Origin of the sequence: Candidatus Mycobacterium wuenschmannii, from assembly GCF_030252325.1 — a bacterium.
Lineage (GTDB): Bacteria > Actinomycetota > Actinomycetes > Mycobacteriales > Mycobacteriaceae > Mycobacterium > Mycobacterium wuenschmannii.
This window is the reverse complement of record NZ_CP126981.1, coordinates 1,699,470-1,721,898: the sequence shown is the minus strand read 5'-3', so window position 1 is coordinate 1,721,898 and position 22,429 is coordinate 1,699,470. Positions and strand designations below refer to the sequence as shown.

Genomic DNA, 22,429 nt, shown 5'->3' with positions numbered 1-22,429 from the left:
GACGATGACGACGGACACACGCACACGGGCAGACATGTGCCCCGGTGTGTGGCGACCGTGGCACGCCGACGACGGCCTGCTCGTCCGCCTACGGTTGCTGGGCGGGCGGGTGCCGACGGCGGCGCTGCGGCGACTGTCCGAGGTCAGCCGGGAATTCGGCGACGGCCGGATCTACCTGACGCGTCGGGCGAACCTGCAACTGCGCGGGTTGCCGGCCGAGGGTGCCGATCTGGCCAGACCTGCGGTGACGGCGCTCGAGTCGACCTGCCTGATCCCCACGCGTACACACGAACTCGTGCGCAATGTGCTCGCCTCGCCGCAGACCGGTCTCGCCGGCGGACGCGTCGACCTGCGCCCGGTGATGGCGCACCTCGACGAGTTGCTGTGCGCCGCCCCCGAACTCGGCCGGCTGCCGGGACGCTTCCTATTCACGCTCGACGACGGCCGCGGCGATCTCCTCTACCGGCTCACCGGATCCGGGAAACGGGGAACGGACCTGGGTTGCGTGGCGCTCGGTGACGGTGAGGCGCAGTTGCGTGTCGGCGAACACTGGGGCACTGTCGTCTCGACGGATGCGCTCGCGGACCGGCTGGCGGAGTTGGCGACGGCCTTCTTCGACGCTCGCGGCACGAAACCCGATGCCGCGTGGCACATTCGCGAGCTTGCCAAGCCACTGCGGGAGCCCGTCGACCCCGACCCTCGGATCCCCGATCCGGCACCGCCGTTGCCCTACGGTGACGTGCCCGGCGGCACCCACGTCCCCGCCGAGGACGGCGCGCTCACACCCGCGCACGTTCAGTATTTGGTCGAGAAGGCCTGCGGTGGAACAGATGTCGTCGTCACACCGTGGTGCGGCGTCCTGGTCCCGGAGGTATCCGCGTGACCGAGACCCGCCCGCCGACCCGGCACTACGACTACATCGCCGACGGCCCCGCCATCTACGTCGACTCGTTCGCCACCATCCGCCGCGAAGCCGACCTGTCCCGCATTCCCGCCGATGCCGAGAAGCTCGCCGTCCGGATGATCCACGGCACCGGGCAACCAAACCTGGTCGACGACTTGGTGATTCACCCCCAGCTGGTGGCGAGTGCACGCGCCGCGCTGCAGGCCGGGGCGCCCATTTTGTGCGACGCGCGGATGGTCGCCACCGGCATCACCGCGGGCCGGCTTCCCGCCGCCAACGAGGTGCACTGCTTCCTGAACGACCCGGGCGTGCCGGCGTTGGCCAAGCGGTGGAGCACCACTCGCACCGCGGCCGCCGTCTCGTTGTGGGAACCGCTGCTGGCTGGTTCCGTGGTCGCGATCGGCAACGCGCCGACCGCGCTCTTTCACCTCTTGGAGACGATGATCGACGGCGGGCCACGGCCGGCCGCGATCGTCGGCTGCCCGGTCGGATTCATCGGCGCCGCCGAAAGCAAAGAGGCCCTCGCCTCGTTCGCGCGCGATCACGGCATCGACATCCCGTTCGTTACCGTGCGCGGACGCCGGGGCGGGTCGGCGATCACGTCGTCGGCCATCAACGCGTTGGCCTCGGAGGCCGAGTGACCGGCGCGCGCTTCTACGGCATCGGCTTGGGGCCCGGCGATCCCGAGTTGATCACCCGTAAGGCGGCGCGTGTCATCGGAGAATCGGACGTCATCGCCTACCACGCCGGCGTCAACAAGCAGTCCTACGCGCGGACCATCGCGGCGGACCTGATCCCCGCCGGCGCGATCGAGGAAGAACTGCGCTACCCGCTGACCACCGGCACCACCGACCACCCGGGCGGCTACGCCGGGGCGCTGGCCGAGTTCTACGAGGAATCCGCCGCACGGCTCGCCGCTCATCTTGACGCCGGGCGCACGGTTTCACTTCTCGCCGAAGGGGATCCGCTGTTCTACGGCTCCTTCATGTACATGCACGACCGGCTCAGCGCCCGCTTCGCGACCGAAGTCATCCCGGGGATTCCCGCATTCACCGCCGCGACGGCCGCCGTCGCGTCGCCGCTGGTGCGTCAGACCGATGTGTTGACCGTGCTGCCCGGAACACTGCCCGAGGCCGAACTCGCGCGCCGCCTCGCCGACACCGACGGCGCGATCATCATGAAACTCGGCCGCACCTTTCCCGCCGTGCGCCGTGCGCTCACCGCCGCCGGTCGACTCGACCACGCCATGTACGTCGAGCGCGCCAGCCACCCGCAGCAGCGCTGGATGCCAGTGGCCGAGGTCGACGAGGCAACCGTGCCGTACCTGTCGCTGATCGTGGTCAACGGCGATTCCATCAATGGTCGGCGCTCCCGCATCATGGTCGAGGAGCCCAGTCCGGCAACTATTTCCACCCGATCGGACATTGCGGAGCTCCTCGTGATCGGGTTGGGCCCCGGCCCGGACGGCTGGCTGACGCCAGAGGCTGCGAACGCGCTGGCCGAGGTACGGCACGTCGTCGGATACGCGCCCTACGTCGCTCGGGTGCCGCAGCGAGAAGGTCTGCAGCGACACGCATCCGGCAACACCGTCGAAGTCGACCGGGCCCGATTCGCCCTCGATCTCGCGTTGCAGGGCGAATCCGTCGCTGTCGTCTCCGGCGGCGATGCGGGCGTATTCGGCATGGCGTCAGCGGTATTCGAGGCCGCCGATGAGGAGCGCTTCGCCGAAGTTCCCATTCGGGTGCTGCCCGCGGTGTCGGCCGTGCACGCCGTCGCCGCCCTGGCCGGCGCACCGCTAGGAGCCGACTTCGCGGTGATGAGCCTCTCGGACCGGCTCAAGCCGTGGCCGGTGATCGAGAAGCGGCTGCGCGCCGTCGCCGACGCGGATCTGATTCTGGCGATCTACAACCCGGCGTCACGGTCCCGCCCCGACCAGATCACACTGGCCCGCGACATTCTGCTCGAGCACCGGCTCCCCGAGACCGTGGTCGTCGTCGGCCGCGACGTCGGCCGCGCCGAAGAGTCCCTGACGGTGACCACACTCGGCAGCCTCGACACCGACACCATCGACATGAAAACCCTTGTGCTGGTCGGGGCGTCAAGTACCCGGGCGACCCCGTCCGGTCGGGTGTGGACGCCGCGGTGGGTCAAGTGACCGCCGTCCGGTTCGTCGGCGCGGGGCCGGGAGCCGCGGACTTGCTGACCGTGCGGGCCACCCGGCTGCTGGCCGTCGCCGATACCGTCCTCTATCCGGGCAGCTACCTCGACCCGGACATGCTGGAAAGCTGCTCTCCGGCAGCCGAATTGATCGACACCCAGGATCTGGATCTCGACCAGATCGTCGACCGGATCGTCGAGGCTCACCGCGCCGGTCGGCAGGTCGTGCGACTGGTCTCGGGTGATCCGTCGCTGTACAGCGCGGTGTCGGAGCAGACGCGGCGGCTCGACTCGGCCGGCGTGCCATGGGAAGTCATCCCCGGGGTGCCGGCCTACGCCGCCGCGGCGGCGCGGGTCGGTCGTGAGCTCACCGTCCCGCTGGTCGCGCAGTCGGTCGTACTCACGCGAACCCAGGCGCGATCCACTGCGATGCCGGCGACGGAATCGTTGGCGGCCTTCGCCGCGACCCGCGCGACGCTGGTGCTGCATCTGGCGATCACCGCGATCCGCGGCCTGATGGACGAGCTGCTGCCGACGCACGGCGCCGACTGCCCGGTCGTCGTGGTGTTCCGGGCTTCCCAGCCGCAGGAACGGGTCCTGCGCGGGACGATCGCCGACATCGCCGATCAGGTCGAGGAAGCGGGCCTCACGCAGGCCGCGGTGATTATGGTCGGCGAAGCGCTTGGTACACAGCAGGATTCATGCGCGGGGGAGAGCCACCTCTACGACCCGCGGCGCGACCGGTCGGCTACTTCGTGAAGGCCCACTGCGTCACCGCGCGAGCCGGCGTGAAGCCGGTGAACGACCCGACCGGCGCGGCATGCTCGACGTGAATGCGAGTCAGCTCACCGCCGTGCTCCGCATACGCCGCGGCGAGCAACGCTTCGGTCTCCACCGTCACCCCGTGCACCACGATCCGGCCGCCGCTGGACAGCGCGTCGAGGCAGCGCGGCAGCACGCCGGCCCGGCTCGCGCCGCCACCGATGAACACCGCATCGGGAGTGGCCAAGTCGCCCAACGCATCCGGAGCCGAGCCGCAAACCACCTGCAATGCGGGCACGCCCAGCGAGCGAGCGTTGCGCCCGATTCGCTCGGCGCGCGCACTGTCCGACTCGACCGCAACGGCCCGGCAACTCGGGTGTGCGCGCATCCACTCGATTCCCACCGAACACGCTCCCGCGCCGACGTCCCACAGCACCTGGCCGGGAGCCGGCATCAGGCGGGCCAGCGCCGCGGCCCGCAGATCCCGCTTGGTGAGCTGGCCGTCGTGCTCGAACGCGTCGTCGGGCAGGCCCGACGCCCATCCGGCGATGAGCGGCCCATCCAGTTGCAGCGCAATAATATTCAACCGAGGCGACTCCCCGGCGTAATCTGCGGCGGTCGATTCACGAATGGTCTCGTCGTCGGCGCCGAGGCCGCCGAGCACCACGAAGCGGCTCTGGCCGTACCCCCGCGCGATCAGCAAATCAGCAAGGGCCGCAGGCGTTTTCTCATCCGACGACAGCACCAGGATGCGCCGGCCCGGCGCCAGCTCGCGCAGCGCGGCATGGACGTCGCGGCCGACGACGCTGACCACCGCGGTCGATTCCGCGGACCAGCCGAGCCGCGAGCGGGCCAACGTCACCGACGACACGTGGGGAATCACCGTGACGCGGTCGGCGCCCAGCAGGTCGACCAGCGTGGTGCCGATGCCGCTCAGCATCGGATCGCCGGATGCCAGTGCGACGACCCGTCGGCCCGCGAACTGGGTCAGGAACTCGGGCAGCGCCGCGCTCAACGGCGATGGCCACTGCTGGCGTGCCTGCCCGTCAGCCTCGGGCAGCAGCGCCAGTTGACGGGGTCCGCCGAGGACGATGTCCGCCGATGCGATCGCGATCTGCGCGGCCGGCGCCAGGCCGTCCCATCCGTCGGCGCCGACGCCGACGACGGTCACCCGCAGGTCAGAGGTCGGCACGGCGGCGATGCTAGCGTAATGCCCGCGACGCACCCTGCGAACAGGCGTAATCATGTCCCACACTGACCAGCTCTACCCGTTTCCCGCCGTCGTCGGCGGCGACCCCGACGCGCCCGGCGGGCTCGACGACATGGCGCTGGCCCTGGTGCTCAGCGTGATCGACCCGGGCATCGGTGGTGTGCTGGTGCGCGGCGAAAAGGGCACCGCGAAATCGACGCTGGTGCGCGCGCTCACCCAGATCCTGCCGCCGATCGACGTCGTCGCCGGCGACCGCTTCTCCACCGACCCGGCCCAGCCGAACCCATCCTCGCCGGACGGCTCGTTCGGCTCCGACGCGGCCGTCGAGACCCGGCCCGTGCGACTCGTCGAACTTCCCGTCGGAGCCACCGAGGATCGCGTCGCGGGATCGATCGACCTGAAGCAGGCGCTCAGCGACGGCGCGGTGCACTTCGAGCCGGGCCTGTTGGCCAAGGCGCACCGCGGAATCCTCTACGTCGACGAGGTCAACCTGCTGCACGACCATCTGGTCGATCTGCTGCTTGATGCGGCGGCCATGGGCGCGGTCACCGTAGAACGCGACGGCATCTCCGTCACCCACGCGGCGAAGTTCGTGCTCGTCGGGACCATGAATCCCGAAGAGGGCGAACTACGTCCGCAGTTGCTCGACCGCTTCGGGCTCACCGTCGAGGTCGCCGCGCCGCAGGACCCGGCGCAGCGCGCCGAGGTGGTGCGCCGGCGGCTGCGTTTCGACGCCGACCCGGCGGCGTTCCGCGCAGACTATGCGAAAGCCGAAGAGGCACTGCGCGATCGGATCCAGCAGGCCCAATCGGCCCTCGTGCGGGTCGAGGTCACCGACGCGGCGCTAGTCGCCATCGCCGAAGTCTGCGCGGCCGCCGGTGTCGACGGCATGCGGGCAGACATCGTGATGGCCCGCGCGGCCGCGGCCCACGCCGCGTGGCAGGGCCGCGAACACCCCAACATCGACGACCTGCGCGTCGCCGCCAAACTCGCTCTGCCACATCGCCGTCGGCGCAACCCCTTCGACGCGCCGGGGCTGAGCGACGACGAACTCGACGAACTGCTGCCACCCGAGACGGACCGGGGCCTCGATCCCGACACCGACCCCGACGACGATCCGAGCGGCGGGCAGGACGCGCCCAACCCGCAGACGGCCGGCGGTCACCAGGCGCCGCCGTCCGCACCGCCGGTCGCCGCCGGTGATCCCTACCGCACAAAGCTTTTCGCGGTCCGCGGGGTGGGGGACGGGCACGCCGGTCGCCGCAGCCGCGCCCGCACGACGACGGGTCGGCGCTCCGGGGCCAGCCCGCTGTCGGAGTCCGGCATCCACCTGGTCGAGACCGTGCGTGCCGCGGCGCCACACCAGGCCGCCCGGGGCCGCAGCGGTGGCCGGTTGCTGCTGAGGCCGTCCGATCTGCGCGGCGCCGTCCGTGAGGGACGCGAAGCCAACCTGGTGATGTTCGTCGTCGACACCTCGGGTTCGATGGCGGCGCGGGAACGCATGCAGCAGGTCAAGACGGCGATTCTGTCGCTGTTGCTCGATGCCTACCGACGACGTGACCGGGTCGGGGTCATCACGTTTCGCGATCGTGGTGCCGAGATCGCGCTGCCGCCAACCGGTTCAGTCGACATCGCGGCCAAACGCCTGGACGGCCTGCCGGCCGGTGGCCGCACCCCGCTCGCGGAAGGCCTGCTGAAGGCCGCCGAGGTGGTACGCCGCGAGCGGCTGCGCGACCCGAGTCGACGGCCGCTGCTGGTCGTCGTCACCGACGGTCGCGCGACGGCCGGCGCGGACCCCGTCGGACGGGCTCATCAGGCCGCCGCGCATCTGGTGCACGAAGGCATCGACAGCATTGTCGTCGACTGCGAGAGCGGACGGATGCGAATGGGCTTGGCCGCCAACCTCGCTCAGCACCTCAACGCCGAGCACGTACCGCTCGGTCAGGTGAACGCACAGGCGCTGGCCGATATCGTCCGCGGCGCCACCACGCCCGGGGCGGCCTGATGCCGCAGGGTCAGGTCTCGGTCGTGCCCGACGACCGGCTCACCACCCGGCAGCGGCGCAACCGGCCGCTCCTCGTGGTGCACACCGGAGATGGCAAGGGAAAGTCCACGGCCGCATTCGGATTGGCGCTGCGCGGCTGGAATCAGGGCTTCCGCATCGGGGTGTTCCAGTTCGTCAAGTCGGCCAAATGGCGGATCGGCGAACAGACCGTGCTGGAGCGCCTCGGCGCGCTGCACGACGAGACCGGCGAGGGCGGACCGGTCGAGTGGCACAAAATGGGGTCGGGCTGGTCGTGGAGTCGCAAAGCCGGCACCGAGGTCGACCATGCGCAGGAAGCCGCCGCCGGATGGGTCGAGATCAAACGCCGCCTCGGCGCCGAAGCGCATGATCTCTACGTGCTCGACGAATTCACCTACCCGATGAAGTGGGGTTGGGTCGACGTCGACGACGTCGTCGAGACGCTCGCCAATCGTCCGGGCCACCAGCACGTCGTCGTCACCGGCCGCAACGCCGATCCGCGACTGGTCGACATCGCCGATCTGGTCACCGACATGACCAAAGTCAAACATCCGATGGACGCCGGCCAGAAAGGCCAGCGGGGCATCGAGTGGTAGCCACCGCGCTTCCCCGCATCGTCGTCGCCGCGCCCGAATCAGGGCACGGAAAGACCACGGTGGCAACCGGATTGATGGCAGCGCTGGCCGGTCGAGGCCTGGCGGTGTCCGGCCACAAGGTCGGTCCCGACTTCATCGATCCCGGCTATCATGCGCTGGCCACCGGCCGCCCGGGCCGCAACCTCGACCCGTTTCTGGTCGGCGAACACCGGATCGTCCCGCTGCTCGGGCACGGCGCACGCGCCGCCGACATCGCTGTGATCGAGGGCGTGATGGGGCTTTTCGATGGCCGGCTTGGCACCCGGGGCGAAGCCTCCACCGCTCACGTCGCCGCATTGACCGCGTCGCCGGTGCTGCTGGTCGTCGACATCTCGCACGCGTCGCGCACCCACGCGGCGGTGATCGCCGGATTGGCCGCGTTCGATCCGGCGGTCCGCATCGCGGGCGTGATCCTCAATAAGGCCGGCAGCGATCGGCACGCCAACGAGGTATGCGACGCGCTGCGGCCCACGGGAATTCCGGTGCTGGGCGTGCTGCCTCGCGACAGCGGCGTCGAGACGCCCTCACGGCACCTGGGATTGGTGCCGGCCGCGGAGCGGGCGGAGTCGGCGCAGACCCTGCAGCGGATGGCGGAAGTGATTGCCGCGGATGTGGATATCGACGCGGTGCTGGACCTGGCTCGTAGCGCCGAGGCGTTGACCTGTACACCGTGGGATCCGGCGCAGGAAGTCCAGCCTCCATCGCAGGCCCGGCCCGTCGTCGCCGTCGCGGGAGGCCGAGCGTTCACCTTCCGCTACGCCGAGACCGAGGAATTGTTGCGCGCCGCCGGATGCGACGTCGTCGAGTTCGACCCGCTGACCGACGCGGTCCTTCCGCCGAACACCGCCGGCATCTACCTCGGCGGTGGCTTCCCCGAAGTACATGCTGCCGACCTGGCCGAGAACCGTTGCCTGCTTGCCGAATTGCGTGCTGCGATCGATGCCGGCATTCCGACGGTCGCCGAGTGCGCCGGGCTGCTGTACCTGTGCCGCTCGCTGGACGGCACACCGATGGTCGGCGCGGTACCCGCGGACGCGGCGATGACGCCCCGCCTGACCCTCGGCTACCGGACCGCTACCAGCCCCGCCGACTCCGTGCTCGCGACCCAGGGAACCGCGGTCACCGGCCACGAATTCCACCGCACCGCAACCACTGTGCTGCCGGACCGGCCGGCGTGGGAGTTGCCCGACGGCCCCGAGGGATTCGCCACGTCGACGCTGCACGCCGCGTACCTGCACACGCACTGGGCCGGGCATCCGGGTTTGGCGCAACGATTCACGCGCGCGGTTCACGCAGCCAGGTGACGGCGTCGTCGAGGAGGGATACCACCGGGACCTCGGCGGGCACGGCCGGTCGCCGCACAACGACGACCGGGATGCCCAACTCGTCGGCGGCTTGCATCTTCGGCCAGGTGTACTCGCCGCCGGAGTCCTTGGTGACCAACACATCCGCGCCATGCTCGCGCAGCAGGGTCAACTCGCCGTCCAACGCGTAGGGCCCGCGGTCGTGGATCAACTGCCACAAGGGCGGCAGCGCAAAGTCCGGATCGTCCACGACCCGCGCGACGACCGGCAACTCGCCGAGAGCCGCGACGAACTCGCGCAATTGCTGGCGGCCGACCGTCAGCAGCGGCCGCTTGCCCAACCGCGCGGCCTCGGTGGCGGCCTCGCTGTGCGAATCCACCCAATGCCACAACGCGGTGGCACGCTCGGCCCACCCGGGTCGCTGCAGCCGCAGCAGCGGAATCGACTCGGCAGCGCAGGCGCGAAAGGCGTTAGCGGAGATTGTCGCCGAGAACGGATGCGTCGCATCGACCACGACGTCGAAGTCGCGCAACGCCTTTCGCAACCCGTCGACTCCGCCGAATCCGCCGATGCGCACCGCCCCTTCGGGCAGTCGCGGGTGGGCAACCCGGCCGGCCAGCGAGCTCGTCACCTCGACGCCGTCGGCCACCAGCCGTGCGGCCAGCGTGCGCGCCTCGGACGTGCCGCCAAGGAGCAGCACGCGGCGAGCCGTCACGGCCGCCGGAACAGATAGATGTCCATCACGAAACCCGCCTCGGCGCGCGCCTTCGCGCGGGCCTTGGCGATCTGAAGGTCGACATCGCCGAACCGTCCCGCGACCAGCCGCTCACCGGTGGCGCCGAGGTTGGCGGCCCACCACACCGACCAGTCGTCCAGACCGGTCACGTCGAGCCGCTCCGGGGGCGGGTTGAGCATGGCGACGATGTTGTCCTGCCCGGCGGCGACCGCCTCCTGCAGCAGGCGGCCGGTGGTGATGTGTACCGGGCGGCCGACCTCGTGCAGCACAATGCGGTGCCGTGCGGCTAGCACCTGTGGCGCACTGACGCCCGGCAGCACGTCGAATTCGATTGGCACACCGAGCTTCTGGATCCTCTCGACCACCCGGATCGTCGAGTCGTACAGCGACGGGTCACCGAACACCAGGAACGCGGCGGTGCCGCCACGGGCACGCAGCACGTCGGCGTAGGCCTGCGCGCGCGCGTCGTGCCAGTCGGCCACCGCCTGCTGGTAGCCCTGATCGTCGAGCCCGGTCGACCGGTTCCGTTCCGGATCGTGAACGGCCACAACGTCGATTGAGCCGTCGGTGTAGGCGTCGACGATCTCCCACCGCAGTGCGAGCAGTTCGTCGTCGGGACCCTTGAACGCGGCCACCACGTAGTCGACCGACCGCAGCGCCTCGGCGACTTCCGGGGTGACGTGCTGGGGGCCCATGCCGACCCCCAGGATGCAGACCCGGACGGGCTCAGGCACCGGCGCGGCCCTCGATGTCACCCTCGACCTCCAGGTAGGCCTGCCGCAGCGCTGCCAGCGTCTCCGGTGACGGGTCGGCCCACAGGCCGCGGTCGGCGGCCTCCTGTAGGCGCTCGACCATGCCGTGCAGCGCCCACGGGTTCGACTGGTCGAGGAATTCGCGCGTCTCGGGGTCGAGAACGTAGGACTCGGCCAGCTTTTCGTACATCCAGTCATGCACCACGCCCGCGGTCGCGTCGAAACCGAACAGGTAGTCGACGGTGGCGGCGAGTTCGAACGCGCCCTTGTAGCCGTGCCGGCGCATCGCCGAGATCCAGCGCGGGTTGACCACCCGGGCTCGGAATACCCGCGCGGTCTCCTCGGACAGCGTCCGGGTGCGGACCGCGTCGGGCGTCGTCGAATCTCCCACATACGCCTTGGGATCCGATCCGGTCAGCGCGCGGATCGTCGCGACCATGCCGCCGTGATACTGGAAGTAGTCGTCGCTGTCGGCGATGTCGTGCTCGCGGGTGTCGATGTTCTTGGCCGCGACCTTGATTCGGGCGTAGTTGGTGCGCATGTCATCGGCGGCCGCCGCGCCGTCCAGGCCGCGGCCGTAGGCGAATCCGCCCCACGCGGTGTAGACCTCGGCCAGGTCCTTGTCGTCGCGCCAGGTACCCGACTCGATGACCTGCAGAATGCCCGCCCCGTAGGAGCCCGGCTTGGAGCCGAAAACCCGTGTGGTGGCGCGTCGCTCGTCGCCGTGGTCGGCGAGGTCGGCACGCGCGTGCGCGGCCACGTAGTTGTAGCCGTCCGACTCGTCGAGCTGCGCCACCATCCGTACCGCGTCGTCGAGCATCATCACCACATGCGGGAAGGCGTCGCGGAAGAATCCGGAGATGCGGATGGTCACGTCGATGCGCGGCCGGCCGAGTTCTTCGAGCGGGATCAGCTCGAGGCGGCTGACCCGGCGCGACGCCTCGTCCCATTCGGGCCGAACGCCCAACAGCGCCAACACCTCCGCGATGTCGTCACCGGACGTGCGCATTGCGCTGGTACCCCACACCGACAGCCCGACCGACTCCGGGTAGGTGCCGGTGTCGTCGAGGTAGCGCTGCAGCAGCGACTCCGCCATCGCCTGCCCGGTCTGCCAGGCCAGCCGTGACGGCACCGCCCGCGGGTCGACGGTGTAGAAGTTGCGGCCGGTGGGCAGCACGTTGACCAGACCGCGCAGCGGCGAACCCGACGGCCCGGGCCGCACGAAACCGCCTGCCAGCGCGAGCAATACCGCGTCGAGTTCGCCCGCGGTGCCGGACAGCCGCGGCACCACCTCGGTGGCGGCGAAGCGCAGCGAGGCCCGCACCTCCGGCGCCTCGTGCAGCGCGTCGACCGCGCCGGCGTCCCAGCCGGCGGCCTCCATCGCCTCGACCAATGCCCGTGCCTGGCTTTCGATCTCATCGACCGCGATGACCTCGGCGCCTTCCTTCAGGCCCAGCGCGCTGCGCAGACCGGGGACGGCGTGGTCCTGACCGCCCCACACCTGGGCGGCCCGCAGGATCGCCAACACCAGGTTGACCCGCGCCGCACCGGTCGGCGCTTCGCCCAGCACATGCAGGCCGTCGCGGATCTGGGCATCCTTGATCTCGCACAGCCAGCCGTCGACATGCAACAGGAAGTCGTCGAATTCCTCGTCATCGGGCCGGTCGTCGAGGCCGAGGTCGCGGTGCATCTCGGCGGCGCGCATCAGGTTCCAGATCTCGCCACGGATCGCCGGGAGCTTGGCCGGGTCCATCGCCGCGATGTTGCCGTACTCGTCGAGCAACTGCTCCAATCGCGCGATGTCGCCGTAGCTTTCGGCACGCGCCATCGGGGGGATCAGATGGTCCACGATGGTGGCGTGCGCGCGCCGCTTCGCCTGCGCCCCCTCGCCGGGATCGTTGACCAGGAACGGGTAGATCAGCGGCAGGTTGCCGAGCACCGCGTCGGTGGCACACGCGGCCGACAGCGCGGCGTTCTTGCCGGGCAGCCACTCCATCGAGCCATGCTTGCCGAGGTGCACCACCGCATGGGCGCCGAAGCCGTGCTCGAGCCACCGGTAGGCCGCGAGGTAGTGGTGGCTGACGGCCATGTCCGGGTCGTGGTAGATCGCCACCGGGTTCTCGCCGAACCCCCGCGGCGGCTGAATCATCAGCACGACGTTGCCCGACCGGAGTGCGGCGATGACGATCTCGCCGTCGTCGTTGACGAACAGTCGCCCCGGCACCGGACCCCAGGCCTCGGCGATCTCGTCGCGCAGTTCGGCCGGTAGCGCGTGGGTCCACTCGGCGTATTGCGCCGCAGTCACTTTCACCTGCGCGCCGGCCACCTGCTCGGTGGTCAGCCACTGCTCGTCCTGGCCACCCGCGTCGATCAGCGTGTGCATCAACCGGTCGCCGGCCTGCGTCTCGTCCTCGATCCCGAGCACGCCGAAGCCGTCGCCGACGTCGTAGCCGTCCGCCGCAAGGCGATGCAGCAGGCGCACCGCCGACGCCGGGGTGTCGAGTCCGACGGCGTTGCCGACCCGCGAGTGCTTGGTCGGATACGCCGACAGCACCAGCGCAAGCTTCTTGTCCGCGTTGGGGATTCGGCGCAACGCGGCGTGGTTGACCGCGATCGTGGCGACCCGCGCGCACCGCTCCGCGTCGGCGACGTAGTGGGGGAGGCCATCGTCGTCGATCTCTTTGAACGAGTACGGCGCGGTGATGATGCGCCCGTCGAATTCGGGGATCGCGATCTGCGTCGCGGAGTCCAGCGGGGTGACGCCGTCGTCGTTGGCCTCCCACTCCTCCCGCGACGAGGTCAGGCAAAGGCCTTGCAGCACCGGGATGTTCATCCCGGCGATGCGCTCTATGTCCCACGACGTGTCATCTTCACCGGCCCCCGCGGCCGCCGACTTGGATCCACCGGCCGCCAGCATGCTCACCACCACCGCGTCCAGCGAGCCCAGCGCGTCGAACAACTCGTCGGGTGCGCTGCGCAGCGACGACGCGAAGATCGGCACCCCGACCGCGCCGCCGGTGGCGTCGATCGCATCGGCGAGCGCGTGCGCGAAGCCGGAGTTGCCGCTGACCTCGTGGGCGCGGTAGTACAGCACGCCGACCCGGGCTGGCGCGGTCAGCTGAGGGGGTCGCGCGGCGTAACCCCACTCCGGGATCACTACCGGCTCGTCGAATCCCTCGCCGGTGAGCAGCACGGTGTCGCACAGAAAGGCGTGCAGCTGAGCAAGATTCGCGGGCCCACCCTCGGCGAGGTACGAATGTGCCTGCGCAGCAAGCCCGATCGGGACCGTCGAGTTCTCCATCAGCTCGGCGCTGGGGGCGCGCTCGCCGCCCAGCACGACCAACGGCAGCCCGGTGGCGCGCAGCGAGTTGAGCTCGTCGGCAACCTCGGCCGAGGAGCCGAGCACCCGCAGCACGACGACGTCGGCGCCGTCGAGGGAGTCCGCGACGGGCTGGCGCGCTGGATTGCCCAGGATGTAGGGCGCCTGGGACGCGCGCGCGGAGAGCAGGTCGGTGTCCGAGGTGGACAGCAACGCGATGCGATGGGTCACGGGGTTCCTCCTCGGGGTTCTCGCCCCGTCGGTGTGGAGTGCCTCGTGACCAGTATCTGGCTTGGGTCGCGGCGCGTTACCGGGACCTCCACAGAGATTCCTCGGCGATTCCGCCGCGCGCCGTTTTCCTGTCGCCACGAGACGTGCGCGCATCAGCTTAGTAGGGTGAGCGCGATGAACGCGATCCTGAGCTGGTGGGACGGCGTCGAGCTGTGGCTGTCTGGCCTGGCGTTTGTCTTCCAGACCATCGTGGTGATGCCGGTCGTGCTGGTGCTGGCCTACCTGATCGCGGCGGCGCTGGACGGCGCACTCGGCCGTGGGATTGCGCTGATGCGTCGCGTTCGGCATGGCGATGGGAACGCTGGATGAGCGGAAACACCGGTATGCCGCGATCGCGGGTGACGTTGATATTGGTCGCGCTGATCGTTCTGGTCGTTGTCGCCTGGCTGTTGACCCGCTGACCTGCGGCGGCTCGCGATGCGGCCGGAAAAGATTCTGTTAGGCTTCGCCCATGCACGCAGTCTCCGGCAGTACCGAGTGCCACATCTTGGCGCTCATTGCCGTGGGTAATTGCGCCGTCGCTGACGTGCATTGTTGTCGCTGACCATTCTGCCCACGCGCCGAAACTCGTTTTCCTTCGCAATGGGATCTGTCAGACGTCAAGCTCACTTCCGAAAGGTCGACCATTGTTCGACGACACCAAGAAACCCGTTGGGTGGCGGCACGCTGTCGCGCTGACCCTCGCAACGGGCCTGATCGCCGCGTGCCACGGGGGCGCCAGCGACGTCGTCGGAGGTGGCGGGTCCGCCGGGGGCAAGACCAGCATCACGCTCGTCGCCTATTCGGTCCCGGAGCCCGGCTGGAGCAAGATCATCCCCGCGTTCAACGCCTCACCGGCCGGCAAAGGCATCCAGGTGATCGCCTCGTACGGCGCGTCGGGGGACCAGTCCCGCGGCGTGGTCGACGGCAAGCCCGCTGACATCGTCAACTTCTCGGTCGAGCCCGACGTCACCCGGCTGGTCAAAGCGGGCAAGGTCGCCAAGGACTGGGACTCCGACGCCACCAAAGGCATCCCCTTCGGGTCGGTGGTGACGTTGGTGGTGCGACCCGGCAACCCGAAGAACATCAGGGACTGGGACGACCTGCTGCGGCCGGACGTCGAGGTCGTCACGCCCAGCCCGCTGAGTTCGGGCTCCGCGAAGTGGAACCTGCTGGCGCCCTACGTGGTGAAAAGCAACGGCGGCCACGACCCGTTGGCCGGCCTCGACTACGTGCACAAGCTGGTCACCGAGCACGTGAAGCTGCGCCCCGGGTCGGGGCGTGAAGCCACCGACGTGTTCGTCCAGGGCAGCGGCGACGCGCTGATTAGCTACGAGAACGAGGCGATCGCCACCGAGCGTCTCGGAAAGCCGGTCACCCACGTCAACCCGCCGCAGACCATCAAGATCGAGAACCCGGTGGCCGTGGTGACCACCAGCCCGCACCTGAACGCCGCCGTGGCATTCAAGAACTACCAGTACACGGCCGAGGCCCAAAAGGTCTGGGCGGCAGCCGGATTCCGCCCGGTCGACCCGGCGATCGCGGCCCAGGTACGCGACCAGTTTCCGGTTCCGGAGAAGCTCTGGACGCTCGCCGACCTGGGTGGCTGGCCGCAGGTGGACACCCAGCTGTTCGACAAGAAGTCGGGCAGCATCACCAAGATCTACACGAAGGCCACCGGATGACCGCGGCGATCACGCGGGAAGTCCCCGGCACCGGTAAACCGCTGGGCCGCAACAAGTTGATCAACAACGGCACCTCGCTGCGGGTGGGCGTCTCCGTTGTCTGGCTGTCTGTCATCGTGCTGCTGCCGCTGGCGGCCATCCTGTGGCAGTCGATCGGCGGTGGCTGGGAGGCGTTCTGGCTCGCGGTCACCTCGAACGCGGCGCTGGAGTCCTTCCGGGTGACGCTGACGATCTCGGCGGTGGTGACCGTGGTCAACATGCTGTTCGGTTTGCTGATCGCCTGGGTGCTGGTGCGCGACGACTTCCCGGGCAAGCGCGTGGTCGACGTCCTGATCGACCTGCCGTTCGCCCTGCCGACGATCGTGGCGAGCCTGGTTCTGTTGGCGCTGTACGGAAACCACAGCCCGGTCGGCCTGCACCTGCAGCACACCTCATGGGGCGTGGGCGTCGCGCTGGCGTTCGTCACGCTGCCGTTCGTGGTGCGCGCCGTGCAGCCCGTGCTGCTCGAGATCGACCACGAGACCGAAGAGGCGGCCGCATCGCTGGGCGCCAACAACGCGACGATCTTCACCACGGTCGTGCTGCCGTCGCTGACCCCGGTGCTGTTGACCGGCGCGGGGTTGACGTTCGCGCGGGCGATCGGTGAATTCGGTTCGGTGGTGCTGATCGGTGGCGCGGTGCCGGGTAAGACCGAGGTGTCGTCGCAGTGGATCCGCACCCTGATCGAGAACGACGACCGCACCGGCGCCGCCGCGATTTCGATTGTGCTGTTGGCTATTTCGTTCGTGGTGTTGTTCGTGCTCCGGACGGTGGGATCGCGCGCCGCCAAGCGTGAGGAGTTGTCGTCGTGACCCTCTCGCCCTCGGTCAAGTATCTGCTGCGGTTCCTGGCACTGGCCTACGTGTCGGTCCTGCTCGTCGTCCCGGTCGGCTTGATTCTCTGGCGGACCTTCCAGCCCGGTCTCGGCCAGTTCTTCGACTGGATCAGCACGCCGGCGGCGATCTCGGCACTGAATCTGTCGGTGCTCGTGGTGGCGATCGTGGTGCCACTCAACGTCGTCTTCGGTATTCCGACCGCATTGATGTTGGCGCGCAACCGGTTCCGCGGCAAGGGTGTATTGCAGGCAATCATCGACCTGCCGTTCGCGGTGTCGCCGGTGGTCGTGGGTGTCGCCTTGATCGTGTTATGGGGATCGGCGGGTCTCCTCGGCTTCGTCGAGAAGGACTTCGGCTTCAAGATCATCTTCGGACTGCCAGGCATCGTGCTGGCCAGCGTCTTCGCGACGCTGCCGTTCGTGGTGCGCGAGGTCGAACCGGTGCTGCACGAGATCGGCACCGATCAGGAGCAGGCGGCCGCGACCCTGGGATCCAATTGGTGGCAGACCTTTTGGCGCATCACCCTGCCGTCGATTCGCTGGGGTTTGACCTATGGCGTGGTGCTGACCATCGCGCGCACGCTCGGTGAATACGGCGCGGTACTGATCGTGTCGTCGAACCTGCCCGGCCAGTCGCAGACGCTGACGCTATTGGTCTCCGACCGCTACAACCGCGGTGCCGAATACGGCGCCTACGCATTGTCGACGTTGCTGATGGCGGTGTCGGTACTGGTTCTGATCGTCCAGGTGATTCTCGATGCTCGCCGCAACCGGGCAGCCAAGCAGGCATGACAGGGGAAGGCACGTCCGTGACTGACAACGCAATCACCGTGCGGGGCGCCAACAAACGCTACGGCGACTTCGTGGCGCTGGACAACGTCGACTTCGACGTTCCCAAGGGGTCTTTGACCGCACTGCTCGGGCCCAGCGGGTCGGGCAAATCGACGCTGCTGCGTGCCATCGCCGGGCTCGACCAGCCCGACACCGGGACCATCACGATCAACGGCCGCGACGTCACTACCATCGCGCCACAGCGTCGCGGCATCGGCTTCGTGTTCCAGCACTACGCGGCCTTCAAGCATCTGACCGTCCGCGACAACGTGGCCTTCGGATTGAAGATCCGCAAGCGGCCCAAGGCCGAGATCGCCGAGAAGGTCGACCACCTGCTCGGGGTGGTGGGGCTCAGCGGCTTCCAAACCCGTTATCCCAGCCAGCTTTCCGGCGGTCAGCGTCAGCGCATGGCGTTGGCCCGCGCGCTGGCAGTTGATCCTCAGGTGCTGCTGCTCGACGAGCCGTTCGGTGCCCTCGACGCCAAGGTCCGCGACGATCTGCGGGCCTGGTTGCGCCGCTTGCACGACGAGGTGCACGTGACCACCGTGCTGGTCACCCACGACCAGGCCGAGGCGCTGGATGTCGCGGACCGGATCGCGGTCCTGCGGGACGGGCGCATCGAGCAGGTCGGCTCACCGGGCGACGTTTACGACACCCCGGCCAATTCGTTCGTGATGTCGTTCCTGGGCGCGGTGTCGTCGCTCAACGGCACTCTTGTTCGGCCGCACGACATCCGGGTGGGCCGTAATCCCGACATGAAGATCGCCGCCGGCGACGGCACCGCCGAAGCCACCGGCGTGGTGCGGGCCACGATCGATCGAGTTGTCGTGCTGGGCTTCGAGGTTCGGGTCGAGCTGACCAATGCCGCCACCGGCGGTCCGTTCATCGCTCAGATCACCCGTGGTGACGCCGAGGCGCTCGGCCTGAAGCGCGGCGACACGGTCTACGTGCGGGCCACCCGGGTACCGACGCTGCCGGAAAAGGCGCTAGCGCGCAACGAGTCCGACGAGGTTACGGTGAGTTCCAGCTGAATGACGGCCCGAGCTTGATCGAGCTCGTGCGGTTGCCGCTGGAGTGTGCGACGCATCCTGCCGCGTGCGTGTCGAGTTGTTTCCACTCGGCACCCGGCGCCCAGGCGTCCACCCGAATGCTCGGATCGCGTTCGGCGGTGGCCGAATAGCCGGGAAGCTCGGCCTTGCAGCGCTTCTCGATTTCGTGCTGTTCGGGATCGCTGTCCGGGAATCGTGACAACTTCAGCATCGCGAACAGCTCGTCGGAGTGCGGCTGGTCGCAGTTGACCGGCGAGTTGACGTCGCCGCGGAAACACGTGCCGACGCGGTCGGACTGCAGCGTGCCGGTGATCAGACCGTGCTTCGGCCACAGGCTGTACGCCCAGACTGCGCTCCACAGTACGCAGATGACGAGCCCCGCCACGACGAGACCGCGCCCCGGTTCCTTGCCGCCACGTGTCTTGACGAGCGCGACAACGCCGGCGATCACGCTCAGCGGGATAAGGCTGACCAGACCGAGCAGGAAGGTGGCGACCGCCCACTTGCTGGCGGGTCGCTCGGGGCTGGTCGGGACGTTCTCTCCGGAATCCGGAACGGGTGACGATGTCATGGTGATGGTTACCGTAACCCTCCGTTAAGTCTCCATCAACGAAATCGCAACCCCGGTCCGCCGTGTTGGGCTACGCGGCGACGGACTGGGCGATCGCCGCCTCGAACCGGTCCAGCACCGTCTCGGCCACCAGGCGGTGTGCACCCAGCGGTGGGGCCATCGGAATGCCCTCCGTCGCGGCGTATTTCGCGACCCGGTCGGTGAGCTTGCCGGGGGCCAGGAACCACGGGGCGATGACGACGCGGCGGGCACCGCGGCGGCGCAACTCGACGACGGCGTCCGCCGGCGACGGGCCGTTTACGGTGGCGAATGCGGTTGTCGTGCAGGCCCACTGGGCCCCGGCGTGGAGGATATCGGCGACCTGGGTCGTGCGGGCGTTGGCCGCGGCATGTGTCGAACCGATCGCCACGACCGCGACACCCAGTTCCGGATCGTCGGTCGTCACCCCCAGGCCGGCGAGCCGTTCGTGCAGCACGGCGATCAGGCGGTCGTCCTCGCCGAGCACGTCGGCTTGGCGGACGGGCAGGCCGGAAGCCGCGATCTGGCCCGGAATGTCGATGCGTGCGTGATAGGCGTCGGCCAGCAGGAAGGGTGTCACCACCGCGTCCGGAGTGAGGACGTCGGGCAAGCGCGGCGTGTTGAGGTCGCAGAACGCGACCCGCACCTGCAGGCCGGGCCGCATGAAGCGAATCTGGTTGGCTACGGCACGGGCATTGGCGGCCGATCGCGGGTCGGCGCTGCCGTGAGCAGCAAGCACTAGCCTCACGACGCGTGCAGTCCACACTCCGTCTTCGACAGCCCCTGCCAGCGGCCGCTGCGCGGGTCGGCGCCCTCGGCAGGCTTGGCGGTGCACGGCGCGCAGCCGATCGACGGATAGCCTTCGTAGACAAGCGGATTCACTAGGACATCGTTCTCGTCGATGTAGGTCTGCAGCTGCTCGTCGGACCAGGTGGCCAGCGGGTTGATCTTCACCAGACCGAACGCCTCGTCGAAACTGACCAGTGGCGCGTTCGCGCGCGTCGGCGCTTCCACCCGCCGCAGGCCGGTCACCCACGCGGAGTAGCCGCGCAGCGACTTGCCCAGCGGGAGAACCTTACGCATCCGGCAGCACTCGCTGGGTTTGCTCGCGAACAGATCCTTGCCGTACAGCTCGTCCTGCTCGGTGACGCTGTGCTCGGGCGTCACATTGAGCACCCGCACGTCGTAGACGGCCTCGACCGCGTCGCGCGTTCCGATCGTCTCGACGAAGTGATACCCGGTGTCCAAGAACAGAACTGGCACGCCGGGACGGACCTTGGCCGCCAGGTCGACCAGCACGGCGTCCTGCATGTTCGAGGCCACCACATAGTTGCAGGTCGCCGAGGACCGCGGTCCGCCAACGCCGCCGAAGTTCTCATCGGTCCAGCGCAGCAGATCGGTGGCGCTGGCGCCCTCCAACTCCGCGGCGCCCTTGTCCGCCAGCTCTCGTAGGTCGGCTTCCATCAGGTTGCTCATCGCAGATCTGCCTCCTCGGCACGCACCGCCCAGTTCGCGAAACGCTCGTCACCGTCTCGCTGCTTGACGAAGTTGCGCACCACGCGGTCGATGTAGTCACCGAGTTCGTCGCTGGTGACCTTGTGCTGCCGCAGCTTTCGCCCAAACCCACTGTCGAGGCCCAAACTGCCTCCTAGGTGAACCTGGAAACCCTCGACCGAATTCCCGTCGCCGTCGTCGACCATCTGGCCCTTGAAGCCGATGTCGGCGACCTGGATGCGGGCGCACGAGTTCGGGCAGCCGTTGATGTTGACCGTGACCGGCACGTCGAGTTGCGCGTTGAGGTCTTCGAGTCGTTGCTCCAGTTCGGGCACCAGCGTCTGCGAACGCACCCGCGTCTCGGCGAACGACAGCTTGCAGTATTCGATCCCGGTGCAGGCCATCAGGTTTCGGCGCCACTCCGATGGCTTCGACTGCAGTCCGAGCGCGTCGAGGCCGGCAGTCAGCGCGTCGAGCTTGTCGTCGGCGACGTTGAGGATGACGAGTTTCTGGTACGGGGTGAAGCTGACCTTGTCCGCCCCCGCCTGCTCGGCGAGGTCGGCGACCTGGGTCAGGATCGTGCCGGACACCCGGCCGGCGATCGCGGCGACGCCGACGGCGTTGAGCCCGTTCTTCAGCTTCTGCACGCCGACGTGGTCGATCGGGCGAGTCAGCGGTTCGGGGGCCGGGCCGTCGATGAGTTTGCGCTTCAGGTACTCGGTTTCGAGCACTTCGCGGAACTTCTCGATGCCCCAGTCCTTGACGAGGAACTTCAGCCGGGCCTTGGCCCGCAGTCGCCGGTAGCCGTAGTCGCGGAACAGCGACGTCACGGCCTGCCACACGTCGGGCACCTCGTCCAGCGGCACCCAGGCGCCGACTCGCTGCGCGAGCATCGGGTTGGTGGACAGGCCGCCGCCGACCCACAGATCCAGTCCCGGGCCGTGCTCGGGGTGGTTGACGCCGATGAACGCGATGTCGTTGATCTCGTGCGCGACGTCCTGCAGACCGGAGATCGCGGTCTTGTACTTGCGCGGCAGGTTGGAGAACTCCGGGTTGCCGATGTAGCGACGCACGATCTCGTCGACCGCGGGGGTGGGGTCGAGCACCTCGTCGACCGACAGGCCGGCCAGCGGCGAGCCCAGCACGACACGGGGGCAGTCGCCGCACGCCTCGGTGGTCTGCAGCCCGACCGTGTCCAGCCGCTCCCAGATCGCGGGCACATCCTCGATCTGGATCCAGTGGTACTGGATGTTCTCCCGGTCGGAGATGTCGGCGGTGTCACGGGCGTACTCGGTCGAGATCTCGCCGAGGGTGCGCAGCGCCGCGGTCGAGATGGCGCCGCCGTCGCAGCGCACCCGCATCATGAAGTACTTGGCCTCGAGCAGGTCGATGTTCTCGTCGCCGGTGAAGCTGCCGTCGTAGCCCTGCTCGCGCTGGGTGTAGAGGCCGGCCCAACGCATCCGGCCACGCAGGTCGTTCTTCTCGATGCTGTCGAACCCAGTCTTGGCGTACTGGTTGATGATTCGGTCGCGCACGTTGAGCGCGTCGTCGTCCTTCTTGAACTGCTCGTTGGGATTGAGCGGCTCGCGCTCACCGAGCGCCCACTGGCCCTGGCTCTTGGTGGGGCGGGGTGACGTCATTCGGCAAATCTCCTCTAGTGGAGCAGCCGGCGTGGAGCGCGCAAACCACCGGAGGCTGTACCGGCGGCGCAGATCCGGAAGCCAGCTGAAGTGCAGGTGGGCGGGTCTACGAGATCAAGCCAGACAGCGACAGCTGCATACACGCTTGAAGTCGACATGACGGCGCGCCACCAATGGGATACGAACTTGGCTGTG

The 22,429-nt window shown here is 68.8% G+C and carries 22 protein-coding genes; 13 read left to right on the top strand and 9 right to left on the bottom strand.

Going from position 1 to position 22,429, the window contains the following annotated elements; genetic code table 11:
- The first annotated feature begins 4 nt into the window (after positions 1-4).
- Genes PT015_RS08305 through cobM form a run of 4 tightly spaced genes read left to right on the top strand, consistent with a single transcriptional unit; the run spans position 5 to position 3,820 of the window.
- Positions 5-883, top strand: a complete 879-nt coding sequence (locus PT015_RS08305; protein WP_285190156.1) for a nitrite reductase — start codon at positions 5-7, stop codon at positions 881-883.
- Positions 880-1,545, top strand: coding sequence for a precorrin-8X methylmutase (locus PT015_RS08300; RefSeq protein ID WP_285190154.1), 666 nt, complete (start codon positions 880-882; stop codon positions 1,543-1,545). The genes PT015_RS08305 and PT015_RS08300 overlap by 4 nt, the downstream gene beginning before the upstream one ends.
- Positions 1,542-3,059: a precorrin-3B C(17)-methyltransferase gene (cobJ, locus tag PT015_RS08295; RefSeq protein WP_285190153.1), complete on the top strand. Its 1,518-nt coding sequence runs from the start codon at positions 1,542-1,544 to the stop codon at positions 3,057-3,059. The genes PT015_RS08300 and cobJ overlap by 4 nt, the downstream gene beginning before the upstream one ends.
- The gene (gene cobM / locus PT015_RS08290; protein ID WP_390887954.1) at positions 3,056-3,820 is read left to right on the top strand and encodes a precorrin-4 C(11)-methyltransferase; all 765 of its coding nucleotides are present in this window, start codon (positions 3,056-3,058) and stop codon (positions 3,818-3,820) included. The genes cobJ and cobM overlap by 4 nt, the downstream gene beginning before the upstream one ends.
- Here cobM and cbiE read toward each other — a convergent pair.
- Positions 3,810-5,015: a precorrin-6y C5,15-methyltransferase (decarboxylating) subunit CbiE gene (gene cbiE / locus PT015_RS08285; protein ID WP_285190151.1), complete on the bottom strand. Its 1,206-nt coding sequence runs from the start codon at positions 5,013-5,015 to the stop codon at positions 3,810-3,812. The two genes, cobM and cbiE, sit on opposite strands and share 11 nt — an antisense overlap.
- Positions 5,016-5,067: 52 nt before the next feature.
- Between cbiE and PT015_RS08280 the strand changes: the two genes are divergently transcribed.
- Genes PT015_RS08280 through PT015_RS08270 form a run of 3 tightly spaced genes read left to right on the top strand, consistent with a single transcriptional unit; the run spans position 5,068 to position 8,995 of the window.
- Complete coding sequence (locus PT015_RS08280; protein ID WP_390887953.1) at positions 5,068-7,038, top strand: VWA domain-containing protein; 1,971 nt, start codon at positions 5,068-5,070, stop codon at positions 7,036-7,038.
- A complete protein-coding gene (cobO, locus tag PT015_RS08275) occupies positions 7,038-7,652 on the top strand; it encodes a cob(I)yrinic acid a,c-diamide adenosyltransferase (RefSeq protein WP_285190150.1) in 615 nt (204 codons plus the stop codon). Before PT015_RS08280 ends, cobO begins: the two co-directional genes overlap by 1 nt.
- Positions 7,646-8,995 carry a cobyrinate a,c-diamide synthase gene (locus PT015_RS08270; protein ID WP_285190149.1) on the top strand — a complete coding sequence of 450 codons (1,350 nt, stop codon included), beginning with the start codon at positions 7,646-7,648 and terminating at the stop codon, positions 8,993-8,995. Before cobO ends, PT015_RS08270 begins: the two co-directional genes overlap by 7 nt.
- Here the strand turns inward: PT015_RS08270 and PT015_RS08265 are convergent.
- The 3 genes from PT015_RS08265 to cobN are packed head-to-tail and all read right to left on the bottom strand — an operon-like array spanning position 8,967 to position 14,033.
- On the bottom strand, positions 8,967-9,695 hold the full coding sequence (locus PT015_RS08265; RefSeq protein ID WP_285190148.1) for a cobalt-precorrin-6A reductase: 729 nt from the start codon (positions 9,693-9,695) through the stop codon (positions 8,967-8,969). The genes PT015_RS08270 and PT015_RS08265 overlap by 29 nt on opposite strands.
- Before the next feature lie 11 nt (positions 9,696-9,706).
- Positions 9,707-10,465, bottom strand: a complete 759-nt coding sequence (cobF, locus tag PT015_RS08260) for a precorrin-6A synthase (deacetylating) (protein ID WP_285190147.1) — start codon at positions 10,463-10,465, stop codon at positions 9,707-9,709.
- A complete protein-coding gene (cobN, locus tag PT015_RS08255; protein WP_285190146.1) occupies positions 10,458-14,033 on the bottom strand; it encodes a cobaltochelatase subunit CobN in 3,576 nt (1,191 codons plus the stop codon). Before cobN ends, cobF begins: the two co-directional genes overlap by 8 nt.
- 174 nt (positions 14,034-14,207) lie before the next feature.
- On the opposite strand from cobN, the gene PT015_RS08250 reads away from it, so the two are divergent.
- The 6 genes from PT015_RS08250 (at position 14,208) to PT015_RS08230 (ending at position 18,493) form a co-directional block, all read left to right on the top strand.
- Positions 14,208-14,402: a hypothetical protein gene (locus PT015_RS08250; protein WP_285190145.1), complete on the top strand. Its 195-nt coding sequence runs from the start codon at positions 14,208-14,210 to the stop codon at positions 14,400-14,402.
- Positions 14,403-14,544: 142 nt separating this feature from the next.
- Positions 14,545-14,637 carry an Ms4533A family Cys-rich leader peptide gene (locus PT015_RS24680; protein ID WP_363114511.1) on the top strand — a complete coding sequence of 31 codons (93 nt, stop codon included), beginning with the start codon at positions 14,545-14,547 and terminating at the stop codon, positions 14,635-14,637.
- A gap of 130 nt (positions 14,638-14,767) precedes the next feature.
- Positions 14,768-15,757 carry a sulfate ABC transporter substrate-binding protein gene (locus PT015_RS08245; protein ID WP_285190995.1) on the top strand — a complete coding sequence of 330 codons (990 nt, stop codon included), beginning with the start codon at positions 14,768-14,770 and terminating at the stop codon, positions 15,755-15,757.
- Positions 15,754-16,608 carry a sulfate ABC transporter permease subunit CysT gene (gene cysT, locus PT015_RS08240; RefSeq protein ID WP_313825841.1) on the top strand — a complete coding sequence of 285 codons (855 nt, stop codon included), beginning with the start codon at positions 15,754-15,756 and terminating at the stop codon, positions 16,606-16,608. Before PT015_RS08245 ends, cysT begins: the two co-directional genes overlap by 4 nt.
- The gene (gene cysW, locus PT015_RS08235) at positions 16,605-17,423 is read left to right on the top strand and encodes a sulfate ABC transporter permease subunit CysW (protein ID WP_285190144.1); all 819 of its coding nucleotides are present in this window, start codon (positions 16,605-16,607) and stop codon (positions 17,421-17,423) included. The genes cysT and cysW overlap by 4 nt, the downstream gene beginning before the upstream one ends.
- Positions 17,420-18,493, top strand: coding sequence for a sulfate/molybdate ABC transporter ATP-binding protein (locus PT015_RS08230; RefSeq protein ID WP_390887952.1), 1,074 nt, complete (start codon positions 17,420-17,422; stop codon positions 18,491-18,493). The genes cysW and PT015_RS08230 overlap by 4 nt, the downstream gene beginning before the upstream one ends.
- Here the strand turns inward: PT015_RS08230 and PT015_RS08225 are convergent.
- The 5 genes from PT015_RS08225 to PT015_RS24675 all read right to left on the bottom strand — a co-directional run bounded on the left by PT015_RS08225 (position 18,474) and on the right by PT015_RS24675 (position 22,405).
- Positions 18,474-19,082: a DUF4190 domain-containing protein gene (locus tag PT015_RS08225; protein WP_285190143.1), complete on the bottom strand. Its 609-nt coding sequence runs from the start codon at positions 19,080-19,082 to the stop codon at positions 18,474-18,476. The two genes, PT015_RS08230 and PT015_RS08225, sit on opposite strands and share 20 nt — an antisense overlap.
- Positions 19,083-19,152: 70 nt before the next feature.
- A complete protein-coding gene (locus PT015_RS08220) occupies positions 19,153-19,890 on the bottom strand; it encodes a sirohydrochlorin chelatase (protein WP_390888008.1) in 738 nt (245 codons plus the stop codon).
- Positions 19,845-20,576, bottom strand: coding sequence for a phosphoadenylyl-sulfate reductase (locus tag PT015_RS08215; RefSeq protein WP_285190141.1), 732 nt, complete (start codon positions 20,574-20,576; stop codon positions 19,845-19,847). Before PT015_RS08215 ends, PT015_RS08220 begins: the two co-directional genes overlap by 46 nt.
- Positions 20,573-22,234 (bottom strand): nitrite/sulfite reductase, encoded by a 1,662-nt coding sequence (locus tag PT015_RS08210; RefSeq protein WP_285190139.1) that lies wholly within the window; start codon positions 22,232-22,234, stop codon positions 20,573-20,575. The genes PT015_RS08215 and PT015_RS08210 overlap by 4 nt, the downstream gene beginning before the upstream one ends.
- 114 nt (positions 22,235-22,348) lie before the next feature.
- A complete protein-coding gene (locus PT015_RS24675) occupies positions 22,349-22,405 on the bottom strand; it encodes a hypothetical protein (protein ID WP_350355768.1) in 57 nt (18 codons plus the stop codon).
- Positions 22,406-22,429: the final 24 nt, after the last annotated feature.

What these genes read in the sequence shown, in the direction of transcription:
- PT015_RS08305 (WP_285190156.1), top strand. Translation starts at nt 5, where the DNA reads ATGACGACGGACACACGCACACGGGCAGACATGTGCCCCGGTGTGTGG.
- PT015_RS08280 (WP_390887953.1), top strand. Translation starts at nt 5,068, where the DNA reads ATGTCCCACACTGACCAGCTCTACCCGTTTCCCGCCGTCGTCGGCGGC.
- cobO (WP_285190150.1), top strand. Translation starts at nt 7,038, where the DNA reads ATGCCGCAGGGTCAGGTCTCGGTCGTGCCCGACGACCGGCTCACCACC.
- PT015_RS08250 (WP_285190145.1), top strand. Translation starts at nt 14,208, where the DNA reads ATGAACGCGATCCTGAGCTGGTGGGACGGCGTCGAGCTGTGGCTGTCT.
- PT015_RS24680 (WP_363114511.1), top strand. Translation starts at nt 14,545, where the DNA reads ATGCACGCAGTCTCCGGCAGTACCGAGTGCCACATCTTGGCGCTCATT.
- cysT (WP_313825841.1), top strand. Translation starts at nt 15,754, where the DNA reads ATGACCGCGGCGATCACGCGGGAAGTCCCCGGCACCGGTAAACCGCTG.
- PT015_RS08230 (WP_390887952.1), top strand. Translation starts at nt 17,420, where the DNA reads ATGACAGGGGAAGGCACGTCCGTGACTGACAACGCAATCACCGTGCGG.
- PT015_RS08225 (WP_285190143.1), bottom strand. Translation starts at nt 19,082, where the DNA reads ATGACATCGTCACCCGTTCCGGATTCCGGAGAGAACGTCCCGACCAGC.
- PT015_RS08215 (WP_285190141.1), bottom strand. Translation starts at nt 20,576, where the DNA reads ATGAGCAACCTGATGGAAGCCGACCTACGAGAGCTGGCGGACAAGGGC.
- PT015_RS08210 (WP_285190139.1), bottom strand. Translation starts at nt 22,234, where the DNA reads ATGACGTCACCCCGCCCCACCAAGAGCCAGGGCCAGTGGGCGCTCGGT.